Origin of the sequence: Arthrobacter sp. MYb213, from assembly GCF_002979915.1 — a bacterium.
Taxonomy (GTDB): Bacteria; Actinomycetota; Actinomycetes; order Actinomycetales; family Micrococcaceae; genus Glutamicibacter.
Map to the genome: position 1 here is coordinate 428,841 of NZ_PCQA01000002.1, position 17,988 is coordinate 446,828.

Sequence of the window (17,988 nt, forward strand, 5' to 3'; positions counted from 1 at the left end):
CGGTTCCGAGAGCTCCCCTCTAGGTTGCTCCCGGGCGGCAATCGCAGCACCATTGATTGCGACCAGATGACAGTCACAATTCCCGATGATCTTACACCGAAGAACTGACCAACTTTTCTCTAGCTCACCTCACTACCCAGGTGCTGGTACTCGGGTAGTAATGAGATTAAGTAGAACATACGCTTTGAGTCGATGTTGCGTTCTTCGGCCGTGGCCATTGCCTCATACTCGTAAACGAGCTCCAATAAGCGCCGGTTAAACTCCTTTTGCTTAGCCTCAGGAAGGAACACTAAACCACTAGTCAGCATGGGTGGACGGTCCGCCGCTGGCATGATTCCTGCCTTGGCTTCAGCCTCCCTGCGTTCAACTTCTGCGTTGAGCCGCGTACGGAACGCGTTTAATTGCACGTTAAGATAGGCGGTCTTCGCATTCGTTGAATCGATTTGAGTGTTTAGTTCCAAACGTTCACCGGCGGCGCGCCAGCGACGTTCGCGCGCGTCTCCCTCGCTGGCTGCACGCGCTACATATCCGTATTTTTCTAAGGCTCGCAAGTGATAACTCATGGCGCTAGGCGTCAATGAGCACATCGATGCCAGCTCGGTGGCGGTACGCGTGGTTTGTGAGGCGAAGAGCTCGTCAAGTACGATCAGTCGAGCATCATGGGCCAGCGCGCGAATAGCCTGCGGGTCGGTGATCGAGACAACTTGTGGGCCTTGAGATTCCGCATCGGCGCGTTGCGCACCATTATCTTCGACTGTGTTCCGTGTCATAACGAAAAAGTTTAGCCTTTGTTTCACATTTTACGAAGCATTCCATGCCGAAGAAGGCGAGCGATTGCTTCATACAGTCGTTCAGCGAAGAATTCATCACCTTCACCGATCAATGAATCAAGTGCCACAACTAGCTGCATTACAGACAATTCCCCGTCGCAAGCAGATAGGAAACCGGCCTGCGCCGAGTCCAGAATTTCCGTTCGGCGCACACCTGCGCCCTGTCGCAGAAGGATCACTCCGGGGTGTTCCGCGCCCGGACGCTGATGGCGTTCCTCGGTGATGTCATCGGCCACCAGCAGGTGCCATTGCTTCCAAGTATCTCCTGCTTCACGCAGGGCATCAGCCATCTGGATATCCCGATCCAAGGAGGGAGCCAGCGGCTGCTCCATTTGGTGTGGGATCTGTTCAAAGCGTCGCAGCGTCACTTCGCCGTGTGCGGGTCGGCGGAAATACACCATGCCAAAACCGATGGCACCGACCTGACGAGATTCAAAGTCGTCAAGGTAGGCGTCATATGCCAGAGCGTAAGCGGCACTATCTTCACTCTGTGAGGCATCACGTAGCCAGGTTTCCGCGTAAACGCTCGGCGTGGTCTGTTCTCGCTCAATCACCCAAACGTCCAAGTCATCAGCGAACCATCCGGAGACTCGGCGCTCCCAAGGTTCATTCGACTCCGCATCTAGGCGAGGAATCTCCCAGTTGGAGAGCATTTGCATATGCGCCCCAGGATTCAAGTGCGCCGGCGCCTGCGCAATGAGGGTGCTGACCAACGAGTCTCCCGCCATCCCGCCATCACGATAGGTGAATCGATCTTGTTCGCGTTCCGACTTTTTACGTGGGGTAATTACGAAGGGTGGATTACTGGCAATCAAGTCAAAGCGTTGACCTGCAACAGGTTCGAAGAGACTTCCTTGCAACAGCGTGACGCGTTCGTCGAGGCGTTGCGGATCCAGCTTGAGGATACGGTGGTTGAGCATCAGGTTAAAGCGAGTGAACGCTAATGCACGTGCCGAAAGGTCTGTTGCCGTCACATGTTTGGCATGCGAGAGCAGGTGAAATAGCTGCACTCCGCAGCCAGTGCCTAGATCCAGCGCCCGGTCCACTTCCTGACGGATGGTGATCTGCGCGAGCGTCCGCGAGGCGTGCCCTATTCCAAGTACATGGTCGGTGCGCAAGACTCCAGGACGCTGATGGGACCCCAGATCGTGGGCCACCCACATCTGCCCATCGGCATCGGAAGCATGTACCGCCAGTGCCACCTTGGCGCGGTATCCCGAAGCCCAAGACTCAACCAGCCCCAGCTTCAGCAACCCCTCAACACGCACCGTGGGAAAAGCCTCAACCAGCGCGCCAGCGGATTCGGTTTGCCCCAGCTGGAATAGCCGAATAGCGCAACCCAAGGCGCTGTCCACCGGCTGCTTTTCAAGGACACGAAGTGCCGGGTGGATCTGGTCACGCCCGTAGGCGGCGACCGCATCGACACCAAGCAATTCGGTGATGGCATCAAAACCAAAATTTATCTCGGTCAAGTCTGCGTGGAGTTTCTCCACCAGCACAAGGTCATAACTATTTGGGGCATCTTCTATGGCAGAAAAATCAGCGGCATTCACACCTCTCAGTCTAACGAGTCCCCCAGCATTACAAGACTGCGCAACCTAACGCTCCGCGCCATATGATATTCGGTATGCCACTTGTGACCATCACCTATTTGCAACAGCTCGCACCAGCACACATGCGCCCGAGTAACCGACAGTTGCCGGAGAACGCACGAATTGAGAAAGTCTCGCAGATTACGCCTGAATTCTCGCGATTCCTCTATCAGTGTGTAGGTAGCAAGCTGAACTGGGCCGACCGGCTAAGTATTAGCCGCAACGACTGGGACGCCAGCTTGCGTAAACCAGGTTCGGAAACCTATGTGCTCTACCAAGATGGCGCACCCAAAGGCTACGCGGAGCTGGCCACGGAGGTTCGCGCGGGTCACAGCGAAGTTGAGATCTACTACTTCGGACTATTTCCCGAGGCCATTGGTAAAGGCCTGGGCGGAATCCTGCTCAGTGAAGCCAACCGCAGAGCGTGGGATATTCCTCATCGAGAAAATACCCTCCCACCGGTGAGCCGGGTGTGGCTACACACCTGTTCACTAGATGGCGAAGCAGCTATCCCTAACTATCAGGCACGCGGCTTTAGTGTCTACGAAACGCTCGAAGAAGAAACGCTCGTGGTCGACGCATCGTTAGATTTGTGGCCGAATCCCTAAGCGCAGTTTAAAAGCAGCGAGCGCAATGAATGATCCATTCATTGCGCTCGCTGCTTTGTACTAATGCTTATGCTTCGATAGCTGCCTCGGTGCAGTCAGGGCACCGACGCAGTTCCTCATCCTTGGCGCAGTCTTCACAGAACAGGCGCAAGTTACGGCAGGTAGGGTTCGAGCAATTCTCGAACTTATTCGTGGCTCCGTGGCAGCCAACGCACTCACCGATGGTGACCGCATCTTCAGAAAACTCGGTGTGCATGCGTTTGTCGAAGACGTACAAGGATCCTTCCCACAGACCCTTGTCGCCGTATTGCTCGCCATAGCGGACGATTCCGCCCTGCATCTGGTAAACCTCTTGGAAGCCGCGCTTGACCATCAATGCGGAAAGCACCTCACAGCGGATACCGCCGGTGCAGTAGGTGACAATCGGCTGATCCTTCAGATGATCGTATTTACCTGAGTCCAGCTCATCCATGAATTCGCGCGTCGTTTCGACATCCGGAACGATGGCATCTTTGAACTTGCCAATTTGCGCTTCAAAGGCGTTTCGTCCGTCAAAGAAATGAATCTTCTCGCCGGACTTTTCCTTGGTCTCCACTAGTTCGTGGAGTTCTTCGGGCCGCAGGTGTACACCGCCACCAACTACACCGTTTTCGTCTACCTCAAGCTCGCCCGGCGCGCCGAAGGTAACAATCTCGTCGCGAACCTTAACGGAGATACGCGGGAAGTCTTCTGCAGAACCTTCGGACCACTTAATATCCATCTTGTTAAAAGCAGGCAACTCACGTGTAGCTTTCACGTACTTTTTGACAGCAGAAATCTCACCACCAACGGTACCGTTGATACCGTCTTTGGAGATGATAATCCGTCCGCGCAAGCCCCAGCGTTCAAGCAACGAGCGTTGCCATAGACGGATAGCTTCGGGGTCTGGAAGCGGCGTAAAAGCGTAATACAAAACAATGCGATGAATGGACACCATATAAGGGTAGTAGCTTTTTAGCTCAAAACGCCGAGCAAAAGATGAAAGTCACATTCTTCATTTCGATCGTTGCTCGGCTATCAGCATTGACTATAGTTTCAAGTAAGCAACGATTAGCTCAACGTCAGCTAATTCCTAGGTAAGACAAGGTAGGGTCAAAACATGGCATCAAACGCAAGCGATGAACTGATTGGTACCTGGGTCGATGGTTGGGCAGGCGTCCGCGGATACGAAATCCGCCACGAAGGGCGCGTCCATGCTGCCCTACGCCATGACACCACCGGGGACTGGGAATACGTTATTTATGAGCCTTCTAAGGAAGAGCTAGCAGCAGTCGCTGAGACGCTTAAGAAGCATCCAAAGCGCCGCCTTACCGCCTTTAACGACTCTGTTGACGACTTGCTGAACACGGCCAATGAAGTTGGCCTTCAGGTCTCTGCAGATGATGAAGTACTCATGGTCACCGAGCTGGCCGTACACGACGTCGAGGTACCGCTACCTTCCGATGGCTTTGTGTTCCAGATTGAACGCGACGGAACCCATGCTTATGTCTCTCTTCATCCAGAAGACAATCAGGAAGTTGTCGCCGCGTCGGGCCATGTCTCGGCTGTAGACGGTTTCGCAATCTTTGACCGCATCATCACCGGACCGGATTTCCGACGTCAGGGCCTTGGCACACTGATTATGCGCGCGCTGGCTTCACTGGCTCAGGAACACGATGTTGATGAAGGACTACTCATCGCATCCGTTGATGGCCAACAGCTCTACGCTTCTCTGGGCTGGACTTCGCTAGGCAAGGTTGTCCTGTTCAAAGCGTAAGCTTCACACGCTTTCACCTATCGCCGTCGAGAATATTTTCGACGGCGATAGGCTTTTAACAACTCTTCGCTGCTCCGAGAGGCCATATACGTGAAGTCAGTACATGCGTTGTTGGATCCGTTTAATCGCCAAAACGATCCCGAAGCGGTGATTCACCGCAGAACCGTTGCGGCGAAAGACGAAATCACCGCGCCTTGGCCGGCTTGGCTCCACGATTCGGTACGCGAAACCTTCGAAGGTCTTGGCATTGCGCAACCCTGGCTTCATCAGGTGCAAGCGGCAGAATCGATTCATGCTGGAAACCACACGATCATTTCTACTGGCACCGCGTCAGGCAAATCTCTGGCCTATCTGATGCCCGGCATCGATCTGTTGTACCGCACCCGCGAAACCGGGGCTAATGACGCGGCAGCTCAGGGAACGATCTTGTATATCTGCCCCACCAAGGCTTTAGCTGCAGACCAATTAGCCTCAGTCCAAGCCTTAGCGGTGCCCGGGGTCCGTGCGTCCAGCTACGACGGCGATACCGACCAAGGCACCCGCGCTTGGGTCAGACAACACGCAAATTTCGTGTTCACCAATCCGGACATGTTGCACCGCGGGATCCTGTCCAACCATCAAGCCTGGTCACGATTCTTCAAACGCCTGCGCTACGTAGTCATCGACGAAGCACATTCCTATCGGGGCGTATTCGGCGCGCATGTGGCGAACCTGATGCGCCGGCTACGACGCATCTGCACTCACTACGGAAACGACCCGATATTTATCGGAGCCTCCGCCACCAGCTCGGATCCGGAACAATCATTTTCCCGGCTTATTGGGGCGCCAACAACCGCGGTCACCCACGATTTCTCGGCTTCAGGTGAATTGGTCATTGGACTATGGGAACCTCCATTGACCGATAGAACTGGGGAAAACGGGGCGCCAGTTCGCCGTACGGCCATAGCCGAAAGCGCCTCGATCCTCACAGATTTGATGGCTGAACATGTGCGAAGCATCGTTTTCATCAAGTCCCGTCGTGGTGCTGAAACCATCGCAACGTTAACACGTAAGCACCTGGAGAAGTTTGCCCCGGAACTTAGCGTGCGTCTTGCCGCCTATCGCTCAGGATACTTACCCGCCGAGCGACGCGAAGTTGAAAAGCAATTACGCTCCGGTCAACTACTTGGGGTGACTTCCACCTCCGCCTTAGAACTCGGCATCGACATCGCTGGATTGGATGCGGTGGTGGTCGCCGGTTGGCCTGGTACTCGCGCCTCGTTCTTCCAGCAAATTGGACGTGCCGGGCGAAGCGGACAAGATGCCCTGGCAATTTTTGTGGCCGCCGAAGATCCATTAGATACCTACCTGGTGCATCATCCCGAGGCGATCTTTGAGCTCGGAGTCGAAGCGACGGTATTTGATCCGCAAAATAAGTACGTACTCAGCGGGCATCTCTGCGCCGCCGCGCAAGAACATCCCTTGCGTCCCGAAGAGCTAGAACTTTTTGGCCCACAGACCGAAGAATTATTGGAATCGCTGGTGCAGCGTGGATACCTTCGTCGCCGTCCTGCTGGTTGGTTTTGGACTCACCCGCAACATGCTGCCTCGATGTTTTCAATACGCGCCGATGGTGGGGGTCCGGTCGATATTATCGACGCTGATTCCGGCGTCCTGCTGGGAACAATGGATTCACCTCAAACGCACTATCAGGCTCACCCAGGCGCCATCTATGTTCATCAAGGCGCCAGCTATCATGTGGAAGAACTCGATGAACAAAATCATGTGGTGGTCGTCAGTCGCGTAAACCCGGACTATTACACCACCGCTCGGGACCTGACCACGGTAGCCGTGCACTCCGAGGAACGCACCAGTAAACATCAAGAACTCAACGTCTTTTTTGGTGAAGTCACTGTTACCACGCAGGTGGTCTCCTTTCAACGTAAATCGGTCGCTTCCAATGAAGTGCTCTCCGAAGAACCGTTGGAATTAGAAGCCCGCGAGCTTCACACAAAGTCAATATGGTTCACGCTCACCGAGCAACGCTTACTCCAGGCAGGACTCACGGTGGATCAGTTCCCCGGTGCCCTGCATGCGGCTGAACATGCAATGATCGGATTGCTTCCGTTGGTAGCTACCTCCGATAGGTGGGATATCGGCGGGGTGTCCACCGCACTGCATATGGACACCGGTCACCCCACGATCTTCGTCTATGACGCGCAGCCTGGCGGCGCTGGATTCGCTGAACGTGGTTTCGAACGATTCCTCGATTGGGTCCGGGCGACTCGTGACGCCATTACTGCTTGTGAATGCGCTCATGGTTGCCCCAGCTGTGTCCAGTCGCCAAAATGCGGAAATCGAAATAACCCTTTGGACAAGCATGGGGCGGTGCTTTTGCTCAATATTGTCCTGCGCGATATTGAACCGGCTCATCACCGCTGATCTAATGGCGGTGCTCCGGCACGGGCGCGGGCCGTGGCATCATATAACTGCACATCCAGGGCAGTGAAGTTCACCGGAACGCTCACGGTGACGCGCACCGAAGTCCCGTCGGCTTCCACCGCGCAGGACTGGAGCCGCGCTTCATTTTCTGCCGAAACACTCCTGGCGATAGCGCAGGGGTCTCCGGCGCGCAGTCCCCTAGCGGTATCTGCGGCTGCTAAGGCAGCCAAATCAGCTGCCGATGCTGCGCGCATCGAGGCGTGGGTGGCCGCGGTCCAAAGCAGTATTGCAGAAGTCAGAATGATCGCCACCGCGACTAGAGCGGTAACAGTCACGGTTCCGTTGCCGCTCTCGTCTTTGAGAATATATTGCCCTCTCATTCCAGCACCACGCTTGCCTCGCCTCGTACCAGTACGTCTCCAAGCAACGGGATACTTACTGACTTGGTGACATGAACATTTGAGTACCCGCCACCGGTGGACACCGAATACGTTGCGTCGTGACCGGCCAATCTGACACCGCTGGAGCGCACCACCGAATTTTCCTCACCGCGTGCCAATTCTCTAGCCATGGCGCCAGCGGCCTGTTGCACCTGGATTTGCTTCATACCCAGCACCCCGAGACACAATAACAGCGACAAAAATACGGCGACGGCCGGCAGTAGTACCGCAAATTCTGCGGTACTACTGCCTCGCTCATCATTGAGGTTCATGGCCTAGAGCGACAACGCTTTGCTAATCAGCCCCATGAGCATGCCGCGCACATCCCCACTAGATAAGATGCTGATCAGCAATCCTGCGAATGCCACGGCGGCCAGAGTAACCATGGCGAACTCTGCGGTAGTTGAACCTTCTTCGTCGGCGAGACGCTCGGAAATCAAAGATTCCAGTCGTTTCATGATGTGTCCTTTCATTGGTTCCCAAATGCGAATTATTTGGGGGTAGTGATTTCAGCTTGAGTCAGATTTACCGGTGGCGTCCTAGCTTGCTTCCAAGCTGGGGATTACTTCGCTACAACCCCGGCAGCAAGGCAATAATCAACGGCACCACGCCCAAGGCAATGAATGCTGGCAAGGCACATGCACCCAACGGCAAGACGAGCCTGGTACCAAACTGGGCTCCAAGACGGGCGACTCGTTGGCTTCGTTCGCGTCGTTTGAGGGACGCCGCGTTGCGCAATAGGCTTGCCGCGGGGGCTCCCGTCACGTGTGCGAAACGCAATGCCTTTTCAAGCGGGTACAGCCAGGGTGGGACCGAATGCCAGGCTCTGTCCCACTCCATGTTCATTTCCAAACAACGCGCGACCGTGCACAACTGCTCACTGTGTGGCACGCTTCGGCCGAGGGTGTCCAGAATTTCCTTGATTGGCATGCCAGAATCCAGCAAGCTCGCGCTGACATCCAGGATCAATTCGGAAGGGTGATTGTGAACTTCCGAAGCCTTGTTGCGCTCCCTTTTCAGGTCTTTTGTCGGTGATTTGCTCGCTGATGGGGTAAACAGAAGCAGTACTGCAACGACCATACAACCGCAGGCAAAAAGTATCATTGCAGGGCTGCTCTCGTTGTCGTACGCAACAGGTATTGGCACCACAACCGGTTCAGTAACCATAAGGTCAGCCCGGCCGCGACGCTCAGTTGGGCTGCCCACGATGTGGCCAGCGCCCCGAGAACGTCAATCCCCAAAAGCATTCCTGCACCAAAACCCACAAGAGGAAGCCACGTCAATAATTTGGTGGTTGCTTTGGGCCCGGCCATCGCAGCATCAAAAGCTTGAGACGCAACCAAATCGGCTTCCAAATCATCTGCCAAGCGTTCGAGTACCTCAGCGAGGCTGGCCCCGCTACGTTCGGAAACCTGCAAGCACCAATGCAGCCGACGCACACTCGAATGCTCGGTGCCGCTGTTGGAAAGGTCGTGAGAGAAGGACTTTTGTGCCCCCAGCCGGTGCATTGCGCGTAGTTGATGAAGTGCTTGATGCACTGGGCATTGGCTTTGTTCCGCGCTCAGCAGGGCGTCAACGGCTGGATAAAAAGTCAGACCACTGCGCACCAACGCCGCCAGTTCGCGGATAGTTCGGGCATCTTCGGCCAACAAATTTTTTGGTTCTCCACGTCTTCGCAATAGCCCACGCTTGTCGAAGCTTCGCCAGGTAGTACCTGATTTGGTCTGCTGCGTACTTCGCGGAAACCAGAGCCAGACGGCGAGCACACAGAGCAAAATGATCACCACGAGAATCACCTGGCGCTGTCTGCTAATGCTTCGACAATCGCTTTCACCGTGTTCGCTCCTACTTTCTGTTCAAGCAGTGGCATAAATGAGCTAGCAATGCCATGGGTGCGCTGGGTGTCGATGACCGTGTCCACACGCATATGTCCGTCCCGGTCGGTGCCCAAAACCCCTAGGGCTACGGGTCCACGCCGACCATGCGCACCACGCGACATATGAATCACAAGGTCAAGGGCACTAGTTGCTTGGAGTGCTGTGGCTTGCAGATTCCATCCGGCCAATGCGCCTAGGGCCGCCAATCGGGCGGGGACAGCTTCGGGATGATTTGCGTGCAATGTTCCTGCCGCACCTTGATGCCCGGTGTTCATCGCCGCCAAGAAATCTCTGATTTCAGCTCCACGACACTCACCAACAATTAATCGGTCCGGTCGCATACGCAATGCTTGGATCACTAGGTCGCGTAGTTCTATGGTTCCGGCGGATTCCACGTTCGCTGCGCGGGTTTGCATGCTGACAACGTGGTGGTGATCGACTTGGAGTTCTTGGGAGTCTTCCACCACGATGATGCGTTGACCCTCATGGGCTAAGGAAAGCATCGCTTGAAGCAAAGTGGTCTTGCCACTGCCGGTGCCTCCGGTGATCAGAAAGTTTAGTTCTCGCCGCATGATTTCTTCAAGCAGGGGACGCCACCAACTTGCAGCATGTTCCAGCACCCCGCTCAGATCTAAGGCCTGAGTTTTCTTCACACGAATTGAAATCAATGGTCCTTGGGTCGCAATCGGAGGCAGAACTGCGTGGACTCGATAGTGTTTTAAACTCATATCCATAAAGGGACTTGCGTCATCTAATCTGCGTCCGGACAGGGTCGCAAGGTGTACGGCGAGCCGGCGCACCTGTTCTGCTGATCCAAAGACATAGTCGGTCAGCTCTAGACCACGTGGTGAGTCGGTCCATACCCGACCCTTCCCATCCACCAATACATCGGTGACCTCTGGTAATTGTGCAAAAGGTTCAAGAACGGATAGCCCAGTGACCTCGTCTTGTAAGGCTTTGAGCGATTCGGCCGCTCCCGAAGATCCCAGGGCAGCCCCGGAGTCTTGCACGGCACCGGCGAGCGCCACAGCATCTAGCTGTCCTCCGCTGGCCATGGCACGCTGTCGGACGGATTCAAGAATCCGGGCATCAACTTCGCGTCGGTTCGGCCGCCCCGTGCCTTGTTCACTATGTTTACCCGGGCTCATGTTTCAGTCGCCTCCTTCTGCGGCAAAAGTCGCAGATCCGCGATATTCTGCCGGACCTTTCGAGAACGCAAGATATCAAAGAGCGCCCCACGCTGAAGAACGCGACTTATCTTTGGCAGGCTAAGAAAGTGGCCTAGATACGCACTACCTGCCGAAGTTGAGTTCCGCGGATTTCTCGCACCGCACACAATGTGAGAGGTATCTGGGGGTTTGCTGCTGTCTTCGCAGGTGAGGACTTGATGATCAATGAACTGTTCAATCACCGCATGTTGTGGATGTATGGCGCGTCCAGTATCGACCACGACTAAGTCAAAGCCTTGTCTGGCAGCGGCCAATAAGCGCACGACTAATTGTTCATCCACTCCGGTGCAGCTGGTGTTTGGCGACCAGGTCAGCACGGCAGTGTCTTGCAAATAAGGAAGGGTGTCCACCAATTGGTGCGGCGCAAGGGCACCACCGGACCTGCGTAGCTCTTCCCAACCGATTCCTGTGGGCGGCTCCAACGTCAGCCTTGGCCATAGCCCGGTGGAATGTGGATCTAGATCAATGAGTAAACTTTTTTGCCCACTCAATGTGCCAGCATGAGCGATAAGTGCAGCTAACGTGCTGGTGCCTACCCCGCCGGCAAGGGACGCCAAGGACAAACAATGCGCTTGTCCAGAACGCATCCCCCACAGTCCCAGATATTCCCCTAACCAATGGTGTGCGCTGGGTAGTATGGCAACCCGAGCCCGCGGAATCCTACTGGCAACCGACCAGAGTTGTTGGTCATCTTCTTCGAAGCCAAGAATAACGTCACATAATCCGGGAAAATCCAACGCGTCGCCAGCCATATCAGCGCCCCAAAGCACTGGGCCATGAGCGGCAGAAGGCAAATCTTTCAACTCGGCACACTGGTGGATACGCACCGCGGCACCCAATGCGATCAAGGCACAGCTTTCAATCAGCCGTTCATCATTACTGACTAAGGTGCACACCAGTTCTTCTGCCGGCTCACGCTCGGGTTTGGCCAGGACGAGTCGTTGGTCCTGAAGCGCTTGCTCGGTAGCCACGAAGCGTGAATCGCTTGGAGTCTGCGGTACGCCAATACTAGGGAAAGATAACCAGTTCATAGTTGAACGGTGACATCGTTTCGTACAGTGCCGGACGCACCCCTAGCAAACTGGGGATATTGTCCTTGGACAATGCACAATAGAGCAATGAGCATGCTTGCCTTTATCGGCGCAGACCCCGAAGGCTACGCCATCCTCGAACTGCGTCAGGCCCACAACGGAGCACCGGTTATTCCGGCCAGGTCGGTGTCCGCAACAGATTTCCCAACGGCTGTACGCACCATTGAAACCGAGCACTCCCCCCGTTGGATCATGTTGCGCACCACCCCGTGGATGCAGCCACTTTTGGCGCACGGTGTCTTCCTTGCCAAGGCACATGTCCTTTCACTTGCTCAAAGGATTTTGCATCGCAGCCCACTGAGTTCTGGTGTCTTAGAAGACTTTGATCTAGATAGCCCAAGTTCTCCCATACTCCGGCCCAATCAAGATGCACTGTTTGATTCTCCGGTCACCGGCGAAAGCCTCGAAGAACTCGTTTCCATGTTTCTGGCCCAGCGCCAGGCGCTACCTACTAAACAGTCCGCGCGTAAACGCCTCGAACTGCTGATACATGCTGAGTCCGTGGGTGCATTGGTGGCCTGCGAAATGGAACATACGGGATTAGCCTGGGATGAATTGGCCCATCGCGAACTATTGCGTGAGAAGCTGGGGCCGGCGGTGAGCGAGGGGACACGTCCGGTCAAACTAGCGCAGCTAGCTCAGTCTTTAGCCCAGGCGCTGAACAGTCCTGGGCTAAACCCCGACTCCCCACAGGAACTTCTTCGTGCACTGCACCGTGCGGGATTTGCGGTTCAATCGGTCCGTGCCTGGGAACTAGAACAGCTCAAACATCCACTGATCGAACAGGTGTTGGAGTATAAAAAACTTTCTCGCTTAGCCAGCACCCATGGAGATGCGTGGCTAGATCAATGGGTCACCGAGGGACGTTTCCACCCGCATTACATCTTAGGGACGGTCGCCTCGGGTCGTTGGGCTGCCAGTGGCGGTGGGGCATTACAACTGCCCCACTCGATCCGTCAGGTTGTTCGGACTTCCGCGGGTCGAACCTTCGTGATTGCCGACGGACGGCAGCTTGAACCACGCATTCTTGCCGCGATCTCCCAGGACCGTCAGCTCCAGGAGGCAGGCAAACAAGATGACCTGTATCAGTGGCTTATCAACGCGAAACTTGTCTCGGACCGCAATGAGGCGAAGTTGGGGATGCTCTCAGTCATTTATGGTGGTGGCGGTGGCAGCTCGGGCGCGGTAGGCGCTGCGTTGAAGAAGAATTTCCCCCAGGCGATGGCCTATGTTGATCAGGCAGCGAAAGCCGGTGAACGTGGTCAAGGGGTGCAAAGCTGGTTAGGTCGTGGCTGCCCACCGGCGGACGATGCGTGGCTGCAGGCCCAGCGGGCCACCCATGATGAGGCGGGACAGCGCGCTGCCGACGCGGCAGCTCGTTCACGTGGCAGATTCACACGAAACTTCGTGGTGCAATCAACAGCGGCGGAATGGGCGCTGGTATGGCTGGGCCATGCCCGGCATCTGATTCGGCAGGCCGGATGGGGCGAGATTTGTCAGCAAGTGTTTTTTGTTCATGACGAAGCGGTCTTTGAATGCCCGGTGGATTTGGCCCCGCAGCTAGGCGAATTAGTACGCCACGCGGCATTGCTCGCCGGACGAACTCTCTTTGGCGAGCACAGCCCCAACTTCCCCGTCAGCGTTGGAATCTCGCAGAACTACGCCGAAGGCAAGTAACCGGCTAGCCCATCATGATTTCGCGTTGCCTGTTCCACGGCCTGTTCCAGCCCAACTCATCAAATAATCGATCAAGCACAATGGCAGTAAATCCCCAGATCAAATGACCGTCGTATTCGAAGGCCGGGGACTTGAAGCGTTGGGCACCACGGCGCACTACCGCGGTCAGTCGATTATGCGGATTGAGCAGATGCGCCACGGGTGCGCGGAACACATCCGCGCTTTCACGCAGATCAGCTGCGTATACCTTTGATTCGGTGTGCCACCATCCGACTACCGGAGTGACGAGGAAACTGGATACCGGAAGTTCTGTCTCGGTCAGCTGACCGAGCACCTCAATCCCGGTTATCTGAACTCCGGTCTCCTCCCAAGCTTCGCGTAATGCGGCAGCAACCGCTGAACCATCCTCCGGGTCCACCCCGCCGCCGGGGAACGCGACCTGTCCGGCATGTTTGCGTAGTGTTGAAGCGCGTTCAACAAAGAGCAGGTCCAAGTCTTGGGCCTTGGATTTTTCCCCTACCGGCTCTGCGGTAGCCGATCCGAAGAGAATGAGTACCGCAGCCTTGCGCACACTGTTGGCATCAAGCTGTGCAAAGATCCACTCCTTGGAAAGTTTGGTTGTGGATCCCTTGTTTTGCTCGTGGGCGGCGATCACCTTTGCCAACTCGATACGTGCACTCATGCGTCTAGTCCATATCCTTCGGCGCGCAGTTCTCGACGGGTAGCTCCATCAAGCATTTTCTGCAGTAGTTCTTCTCTTCCGGGGGCCAATTCATATTTGAGGAGCTTTTGGGCCTTGGACGGGATTTCTTCACCAATTCCTGCCGAGGGGCACAGCTGCGCCAAGACGCAGGCACCACATGCCGGTTTGCGGGCATGGCAGACTCTGCGGCCGTGAAAGACTACCCGGTGGCTGAGCATCGTCCAGTCGCGCTTTTCAAATAATTCTCCGACCTCGTGCTCCACCTTGACCGGGTCGGTCTGTGCGGTCCACCCAAATCGATTAGCAAGCCGTCCGAAGTGTGTGTCTACGGTAATACCGGGAACCCCGAACGTGTTGCCTAACACCACGTTCGCGGTCTTACGTCCCACCCCGGCGAGTTTCACCAGATCTTCAAGCTTGGCAGGAACTTCTCCCCCGTGTCGCGCGACCAGCGCCGCGGAAAGCTTGAGCAACGATTCCGTTTTGGCGCGAAAAAAGCCGGTGGGTCGGATGAGCTCTTCGAGCTCTGAACGGTCCGCTTGACTCATTGCCAGCGCATCAGGGAAACGGCTAAAGAGTGCCGGGGTAATCGAATTAACCCGTACGTCGGTAGTTTGCGCGGAAAGTACCGTGGCAACCAGCAGCTCAAAGGGATTCTCAAAATCCAATTCTGCGACTGCATACGGATATGCCTCGGCTAAGAGTCGGTGCATCTTGCGTGCACGCCGTTTCAGACCTAATTCAGATTCAACTTTTACTTTTGTTGCCACCAGATGATCGTGTCATGAGCCGACGAATTTTTCATTGTTTACCGGCATTTCAACGCGCTCTATGACCGTTCAGCGCAGAAATTGCCCACTGCCACCTCTGCGGTGACACAAACCACAGGTGTCGGCTTATTGCCGTGTAACTTTGATCACAGAGTAAATTTTGTTTAACCGAAAGGAAGCGATCACCGGTGAGTGATTCCAAGACCCTGGACAATCTATCCCATGAAACCCGAGCTTTTGCCCCGAGCAAAGAGTTCAGCGACCAGGCCGTCGGTCAGGCCAGCCAGTATGCGGCAGCCAAAGAAGACCGCTTAGGTTACTGGGCACAGCAGGCACGTAGCGTACTGACCTGGGATACAGATTTTGCCGAAACCTTGGATTGGTCTGGGGCTCCGGTAGCCAAATGGTTTGTCGGTGGAAAACTCAACGCCGCCTACAACGCGCTAGATCGCCACGTCGAAAACGGTCTCGGCGACCGCGTCGCTATTTACTTCGAGGGCGAACCAGGCGATACCCGCACCTACACCTACGCGCAGCTCACCGAGGAAGTGAAGAAGGCAGCTAACGCCTTTGAATCCTTAGGCGTTGTTAAAGGTGACCGAGTCGCGGTATACCTGCCAATGATCCCCGAAGCGGTCATCACCATGCTCGCCTGCGCACGTATCGGCGCAATCCACTCGGTAGTCTTCGGCGGATTCTCTGCCGACGCGCTACGTAGCCGTATTGACGACGCAGATGCCAAGCTGGTGGTCACCGCCGACGGCACCTGGCGTCGAGGCAAACCCTCCGCACTGAAGCCAGCGGTAGACTCGGCCCTCGAAAAGCCTGGCCACACCGTAGAAAACGTGTTGGTAGTCAAGCGCAATGGTGAACCGACCGCCTTTGGTCCACTCGATAAGTGGTGGCATGAAGTAGTAGACGCAGCCAGCACCGAACACGAAGCGCCAGCGCACGATTCCGAACACCCACTATTTGTGCTTTACACCTCCGGTACTACCGGTACCCCAAAGGGCATTGTGCACACCACCGGTGGGTATCTGGTCCAGGGCGCGGTCACTCACCGCGATACCTTTGACCTGCATCCCGAAACCGATGTGTACTGGTGCACCGCCGATATCGGTTGGGTCACCGGCCACTCCTACGTCACTTACGCACCATTGATCAATGGCGCTACCCAGGTGATCTACGAAGGAACCCCAGACACCCCGCACCAGGGACGCTGGTGGGAACTGATTGAAAAGTACAAGGTCTCGATTCTTTACACCGCACCGACCGCCATCCGAACCTTCATGAAGTGGGGCCGCGACATTCCAGACGGATATGATCTGTCCTCCTTGCGCGTGCTTGGCTCGGTTGGAGAGCCAATCAACCCCGAAGCGTGGATGTGGTACCGCGATGTCATCGGCACCAACAACGGTAAAAACGGTGAACGCAAGGAAAACCCCACCCCCATCGTTGATACCTGGTGGCAGACCGAAACCGGCGCGCATATGATCACCCCGTTACCTGGCATCACCGCGACCAAACCAGGCTCGGCGCAGGTTGCCGTTCCCGGAATTAGCATCGACGTAGTTGATGAAGCCGGCCAGTCAGTTGCCGACGGCGAAGGAGGCTTCCTAGTCATCCGTGAGCCTTGGCCAGCGATGTTGCGTGGCATCTGGGGCGATATGGAACGCTACAAGTCCACTTACTGGTCCCGTTTTGATGACATGTACTTTGCCGGTGACGGCGCCAAGAAGGATGAGGACGGGGATATCTGGTTGCTCGGACGCGTCGATGACGTGATGAACGTATCCGGTCACCGCTTGTCCACCACCGAAATCGAATCCTCGCTAGTGGCCCACCCGTACGTGGCCGAGGCCGCGGTAGTCGGTGCGAAGGACGAAACAACCGGCGAAGCAGTGGTGGCGTTCGTCATCTTGCAAACCGAACCTGCCGAGGGTGAAGACGTAGTAGCAACCCTGCGCAACCACGTAGGCAAGGACATTGGTCCCATCGCCAAACCACGCCACGTACTGGTGGTTCCGGAGCTACCAAAGACTCGCTCGGGCAAGATCATGCGACGTCTACTCAAGGATGTGGCCGAAGGCCGCGAAGTCGGAGATTCCACCACGCTGTCCGATGCTGATGTCATGACCCAGATTGCGCAGTCTATGAAGAAATAGCAGCCGCTGGTTTTTCAGAAGCCGTCACCGCCCACGTTCATTTTCCTGCCCCTCTTTCTAAGAGCTCCAGGATAATGGCGGGGAGGGTGGCGGCTTCTTTGTGCTCGCTTCAGGCACTAGTCAATCGCAACGGTGAGTTCTTTAGGACTGGATTCGATTTTCATGGTGACTTCGCGCAGTTCTGGTAATTGCGTAGCGAGACGTTCAGCAATATCTTGGGCATGTTTTTCTAACCCCGGGTACACCGTGTTGCCCAGCAACTTCTCGGTTGCCGCACCTTGCTCCAATAAGACGGTCAGCTCACCTGCGTCGCTGGCAGAAAAATCCTGCACATAATAGTCGGGCCAAGCAATCGCATCGGGACAGCTTGCCTCGTGCGAATCGAGCCAAGTCTTCATTGCTTGTTTGCTCTGAAGGGACGGATTCATTTCAGCCTGTGCAAAGTCCCATGCCACACAGTTCTTATCCCATGCGGCTTCTGGGCGCCCCGCTTCCACCGCCATTAGCTGAGAGCTTCTGAGTTCCGCGGCAGTCGTCACTTCTTGGGTGGGTAAAGCTTTGGGGACCACCGGGCCTTGCACAATCGGTGTCCCCGCATTCGCCTGCGCCGTCAGTTCTTGATTATTCTTCAAAAATCCTGGATCCAGATGGCTGACGGTGAGAAGCCCAAAGATCCCAATGAGCACCACGCCAACCGACACGTTGCCAATGATCCTTTTGGTTCCGCGTTTCATCTGGTCTCCCCGCTCAACGAACTTGAGCTTTCAACGTTACGACAGATGTTGCGGGC

18 protein-coding genes are annotated in these 17,988 nt (G+C 55.7%); 5 read left to right on the forward strand and 13 right to left on the reverse strand.

Going from position 1 to position 17,988, the window contains the following annotated elements; translation table 11 throughout:
• Positions 1-119: 119 nt before the first annotated feature.
• Both CQ011_RS06400 and CQ011_RS06405 read right to left on the reverse strand, forming a co-directional pair.
• Entirely contained in the window at positions 120-770 is a 651-nt protein-coding gene (locus CQ011_RS06400; protein WP_105675730.1) for an ArsR/SmtB family transcription factor, read from the reverse strand.
• 23 nt (positions 771-793) lie between these two features.
• A complete protein-coding gene (locus CQ011_RS06405) occupies positions 794-2,383 on the reverse strand; it encodes a DUF7059 domain-containing protein (protein ID WP_105675732.1) in 1,590 nt (529 codons plus the stop codon).
• A 74-nt stretch (positions 2,384-2,457) separates the two neighbouring features.
• On the opposite strand from CQ011_RS06405, the gene CQ011_RS06410 reads away from it, so the two are divergent.
• A complete protein-coding gene (locus CQ011_RS06410; protein WP_105675734.1) occupies positions 2,458-3,030 on the forward strand; it encodes a GNAT family N-acetyltransferase in 573 nt (190 codons plus the stop codon).
• A gap of 67 nt (positions 3,031-3,097) precedes the next feature.
• Here CQ011_RS06410 and trhO read toward each other — a convergent pair whose 3' ends face one another.
• Entirely contained in the window at positions 3,098-4,003 is a 906-nt protein-coding gene (trhO, locus tag CQ011_RS06415) for an oxygen-dependent tRNA uridine(34) hydroxylase TrhO (protein WP_105676155.1), read from the reverse strand.
• A 165-nt stretch (positions 4,004-4,168) separates the two neighbouring features.
• Between trhO and CQ011_RS06420 the strand changes: the two genes are divergently transcribed.
• Both CQ011_RS06420 and CQ011_RS06425 read left to right on the forward strand, forming a co-directional pair.
• Positions 4,169-4,825: a GNAT family N-acetyltransferase gene (locus CQ011_RS06420; RefSeq protein ID WP_105675736.1), complete on the forward strand. Its 657-nt coding sequence runs from the start codon at positions 4,169-4,171 to the stop codon at positions 4,823-4,825.
• Positions 4,826-4,915: 90 nt separating this feature from the next.
• Positions 4,916-7,246 carry a DEAD/DEAH box helicase gene (locus tag CQ011_RS06425; RefSeq protein WP_105675738.1) on the forward strand — a complete coding sequence of 777 codons (2,331 nt, stop codon included), beginning with the start codon at positions 4,916-4,918 and terminating at the stop codon, positions 7,244-7,246.
• On the opposite strand, the gene CQ011_RS06430 is transcribed toward CQ011_RS06425, so the two are convergent.
• From CQ011_RS06430 to CQ011_RS06460, 7 genes are all read right to left on the reverse strand, one after another.
• Positions 7,237-7,626 (reverse strand): Rv3654c family TadE-like protein, encoded by a 390-nt coding sequence (locus CQ011_RS06430; RefSeq protein WP_105675740.1) that lies wholly within the window; start codon positions 7,624-7,626, stop codon positions 7,237-7,239. The genes CQ011_RS06425 and CQ011_RS06430 overlap by 10 nt on opposite strands.
• Entirely contained in the window at positions 7,623-7,958 is a 336-nt protein-coding gene (locus CQ011_RS06435; protein ID WP_105675742.1) for a TadE family type IV pilus minor pilin, read from the reverse strand. Before CQ011_RS06435 ends, CQ011_RS06430 begins: the two co-directional genes overlap by 4 nt.
• A gap of 3 nt (positions 7,959-7,961) precedes the next feature.
• A complete protein-coding gene (locus tag CQ011_RS06440; protein ID WP_096257030.1) occupies positions 7,962-8,144 on the reverse strand; it encodes a DUF4244 domain-containing protein in 183 nt (60 codons plus the stop codon).
• A 112-nt stretch (positions 8,145-8,256) separates the two neighbouring features.
• Positions 8,257-8,853, reverse strand: coding sequence for a type II secretion system F family protein (locus CQ011_RS17750; RefSeq protein WP_105675744.1), 597 nt, complete (start codon positions 8,851-8,853; stop codon positions 8,257-8,259).
• Positions 8,787-9,473: a type II secretion system F family protein gene (locus tag CQ011_RS06450; RefSeq protein WP_181148009.1), complete on the reverse strand. Its 687-nt coding sequence runs from the start codon at positions 9,471-9,473 to the stop codon at positions 8,787-8,789. The genes CQ011_RS17750 and CQ011_RS06450 overlap by 67 nt, the downstream gene beginning before the upstream one ends.
• A 5-nt stretch (positions 9,474-9,478) precedes the next feature.
• Positions 9,479-10,711: a TadA family conjugal transfer-associated ATPase gene (locus CQ011_RS06455; protein WP_105675748.1), complete on the reverse strand. Its 1,233-nt coding sequence runs from the start codon at positions 10,709-10,711 to the stop codon at positions 9,479-9,481.
• Positions 10,708-11,823 (reverse strand): CpaE-like family protein, encoded by a 1,116-nt coding sequence (locus CQ011_RS06460; RefSeq protein WP_105675750.1) that lies wholly within the window; start codon positions 11,821-11,823, stop codon positions 10,708-10,710. The genes CQ011_RS06455 and CQ011_RS06460 overlap by 4 nt, the downstream gene beginning before the upstream one ends.
• Positions 11,824-11,910: 87 nt before the next feature.
• Between CQ011_RS06460 and CQ011_RS06465 the strand changes: the two genes are divergently transcribed.
• Complete coding sequence (locus tag CQ011_RS06465; protein ID WP_181148010.1) at positions 11,911-13,560, forward strand: bifunctional 3'-5' exonuclease/DNA polymerase; 1,650 nt, start codon at positions 11,911-11,913, stop codon at positions 13,558-13,560.
• A 4-nt stretch (positions 13,561-13,564) separates the two neighbouring features.
• On the opposite strand, the gene CQ011_RS06470 is transcribed toward CQ011_RS06465, so the two are convergent.
• Both CQ011_RS06470 and nth read right to left on the reverse strand, forming a co-directional pair.
• On the reverse strand, positions 13,565-14,242 hold the full coding sequence (locus CQ011_RS06470; RefSeq protein ID WP_105675754.1) for an NUDIX hydrolase: 678 nt from the start codon (positions 14,240-14,242) through the stop codon (positions 13,565-13,567).
• A complete protein-coding gene (nth, locus tag CQ011_RS06475; protein ID WP_286161109.1) occupies positions 14,239-15,033 on the reverse strand; it encodes an endonuclease III in 795 nt (264 codons plus the stop codon). Before nth ends, CQ011_RS06470 begins: the two co-directional genes overlap by 4 nt.
• A gap of 188 nt (positions 15,034-15,221) precedes the next feature.
• Between nth and acs the strand changes: the two genes are divergently transcribed.
• Complete coding sequence (gene acs / locus CQ011_RS06480; protein ID WP_105675756.1) at positions 15,222-17,198, forward strand: acetate--CoA ligase; 1,977 nt, start codon at positions 15,222-15,224, stop codon at positions 17,196-17,198.
• Positions 17,199-17,314: 116 nt separating this feature from the next.
• Here the strand turns inward: acs and CQ011_RS06485 are convergent, their stop codons facing one another.
• Positions 17,315-17,932 (reverse strand): hypothetical protein, encoded by a 618-nt coding sequence (locus CQ011_RS06485; RefSeq protein ID WP_105675758.1) that lies wholly within the window; start codon positions 17,930-17,932, stop codon positions 17,315-17,317.
• Positions 17,933-17,988: the final 56 nt, after the last annotated feature.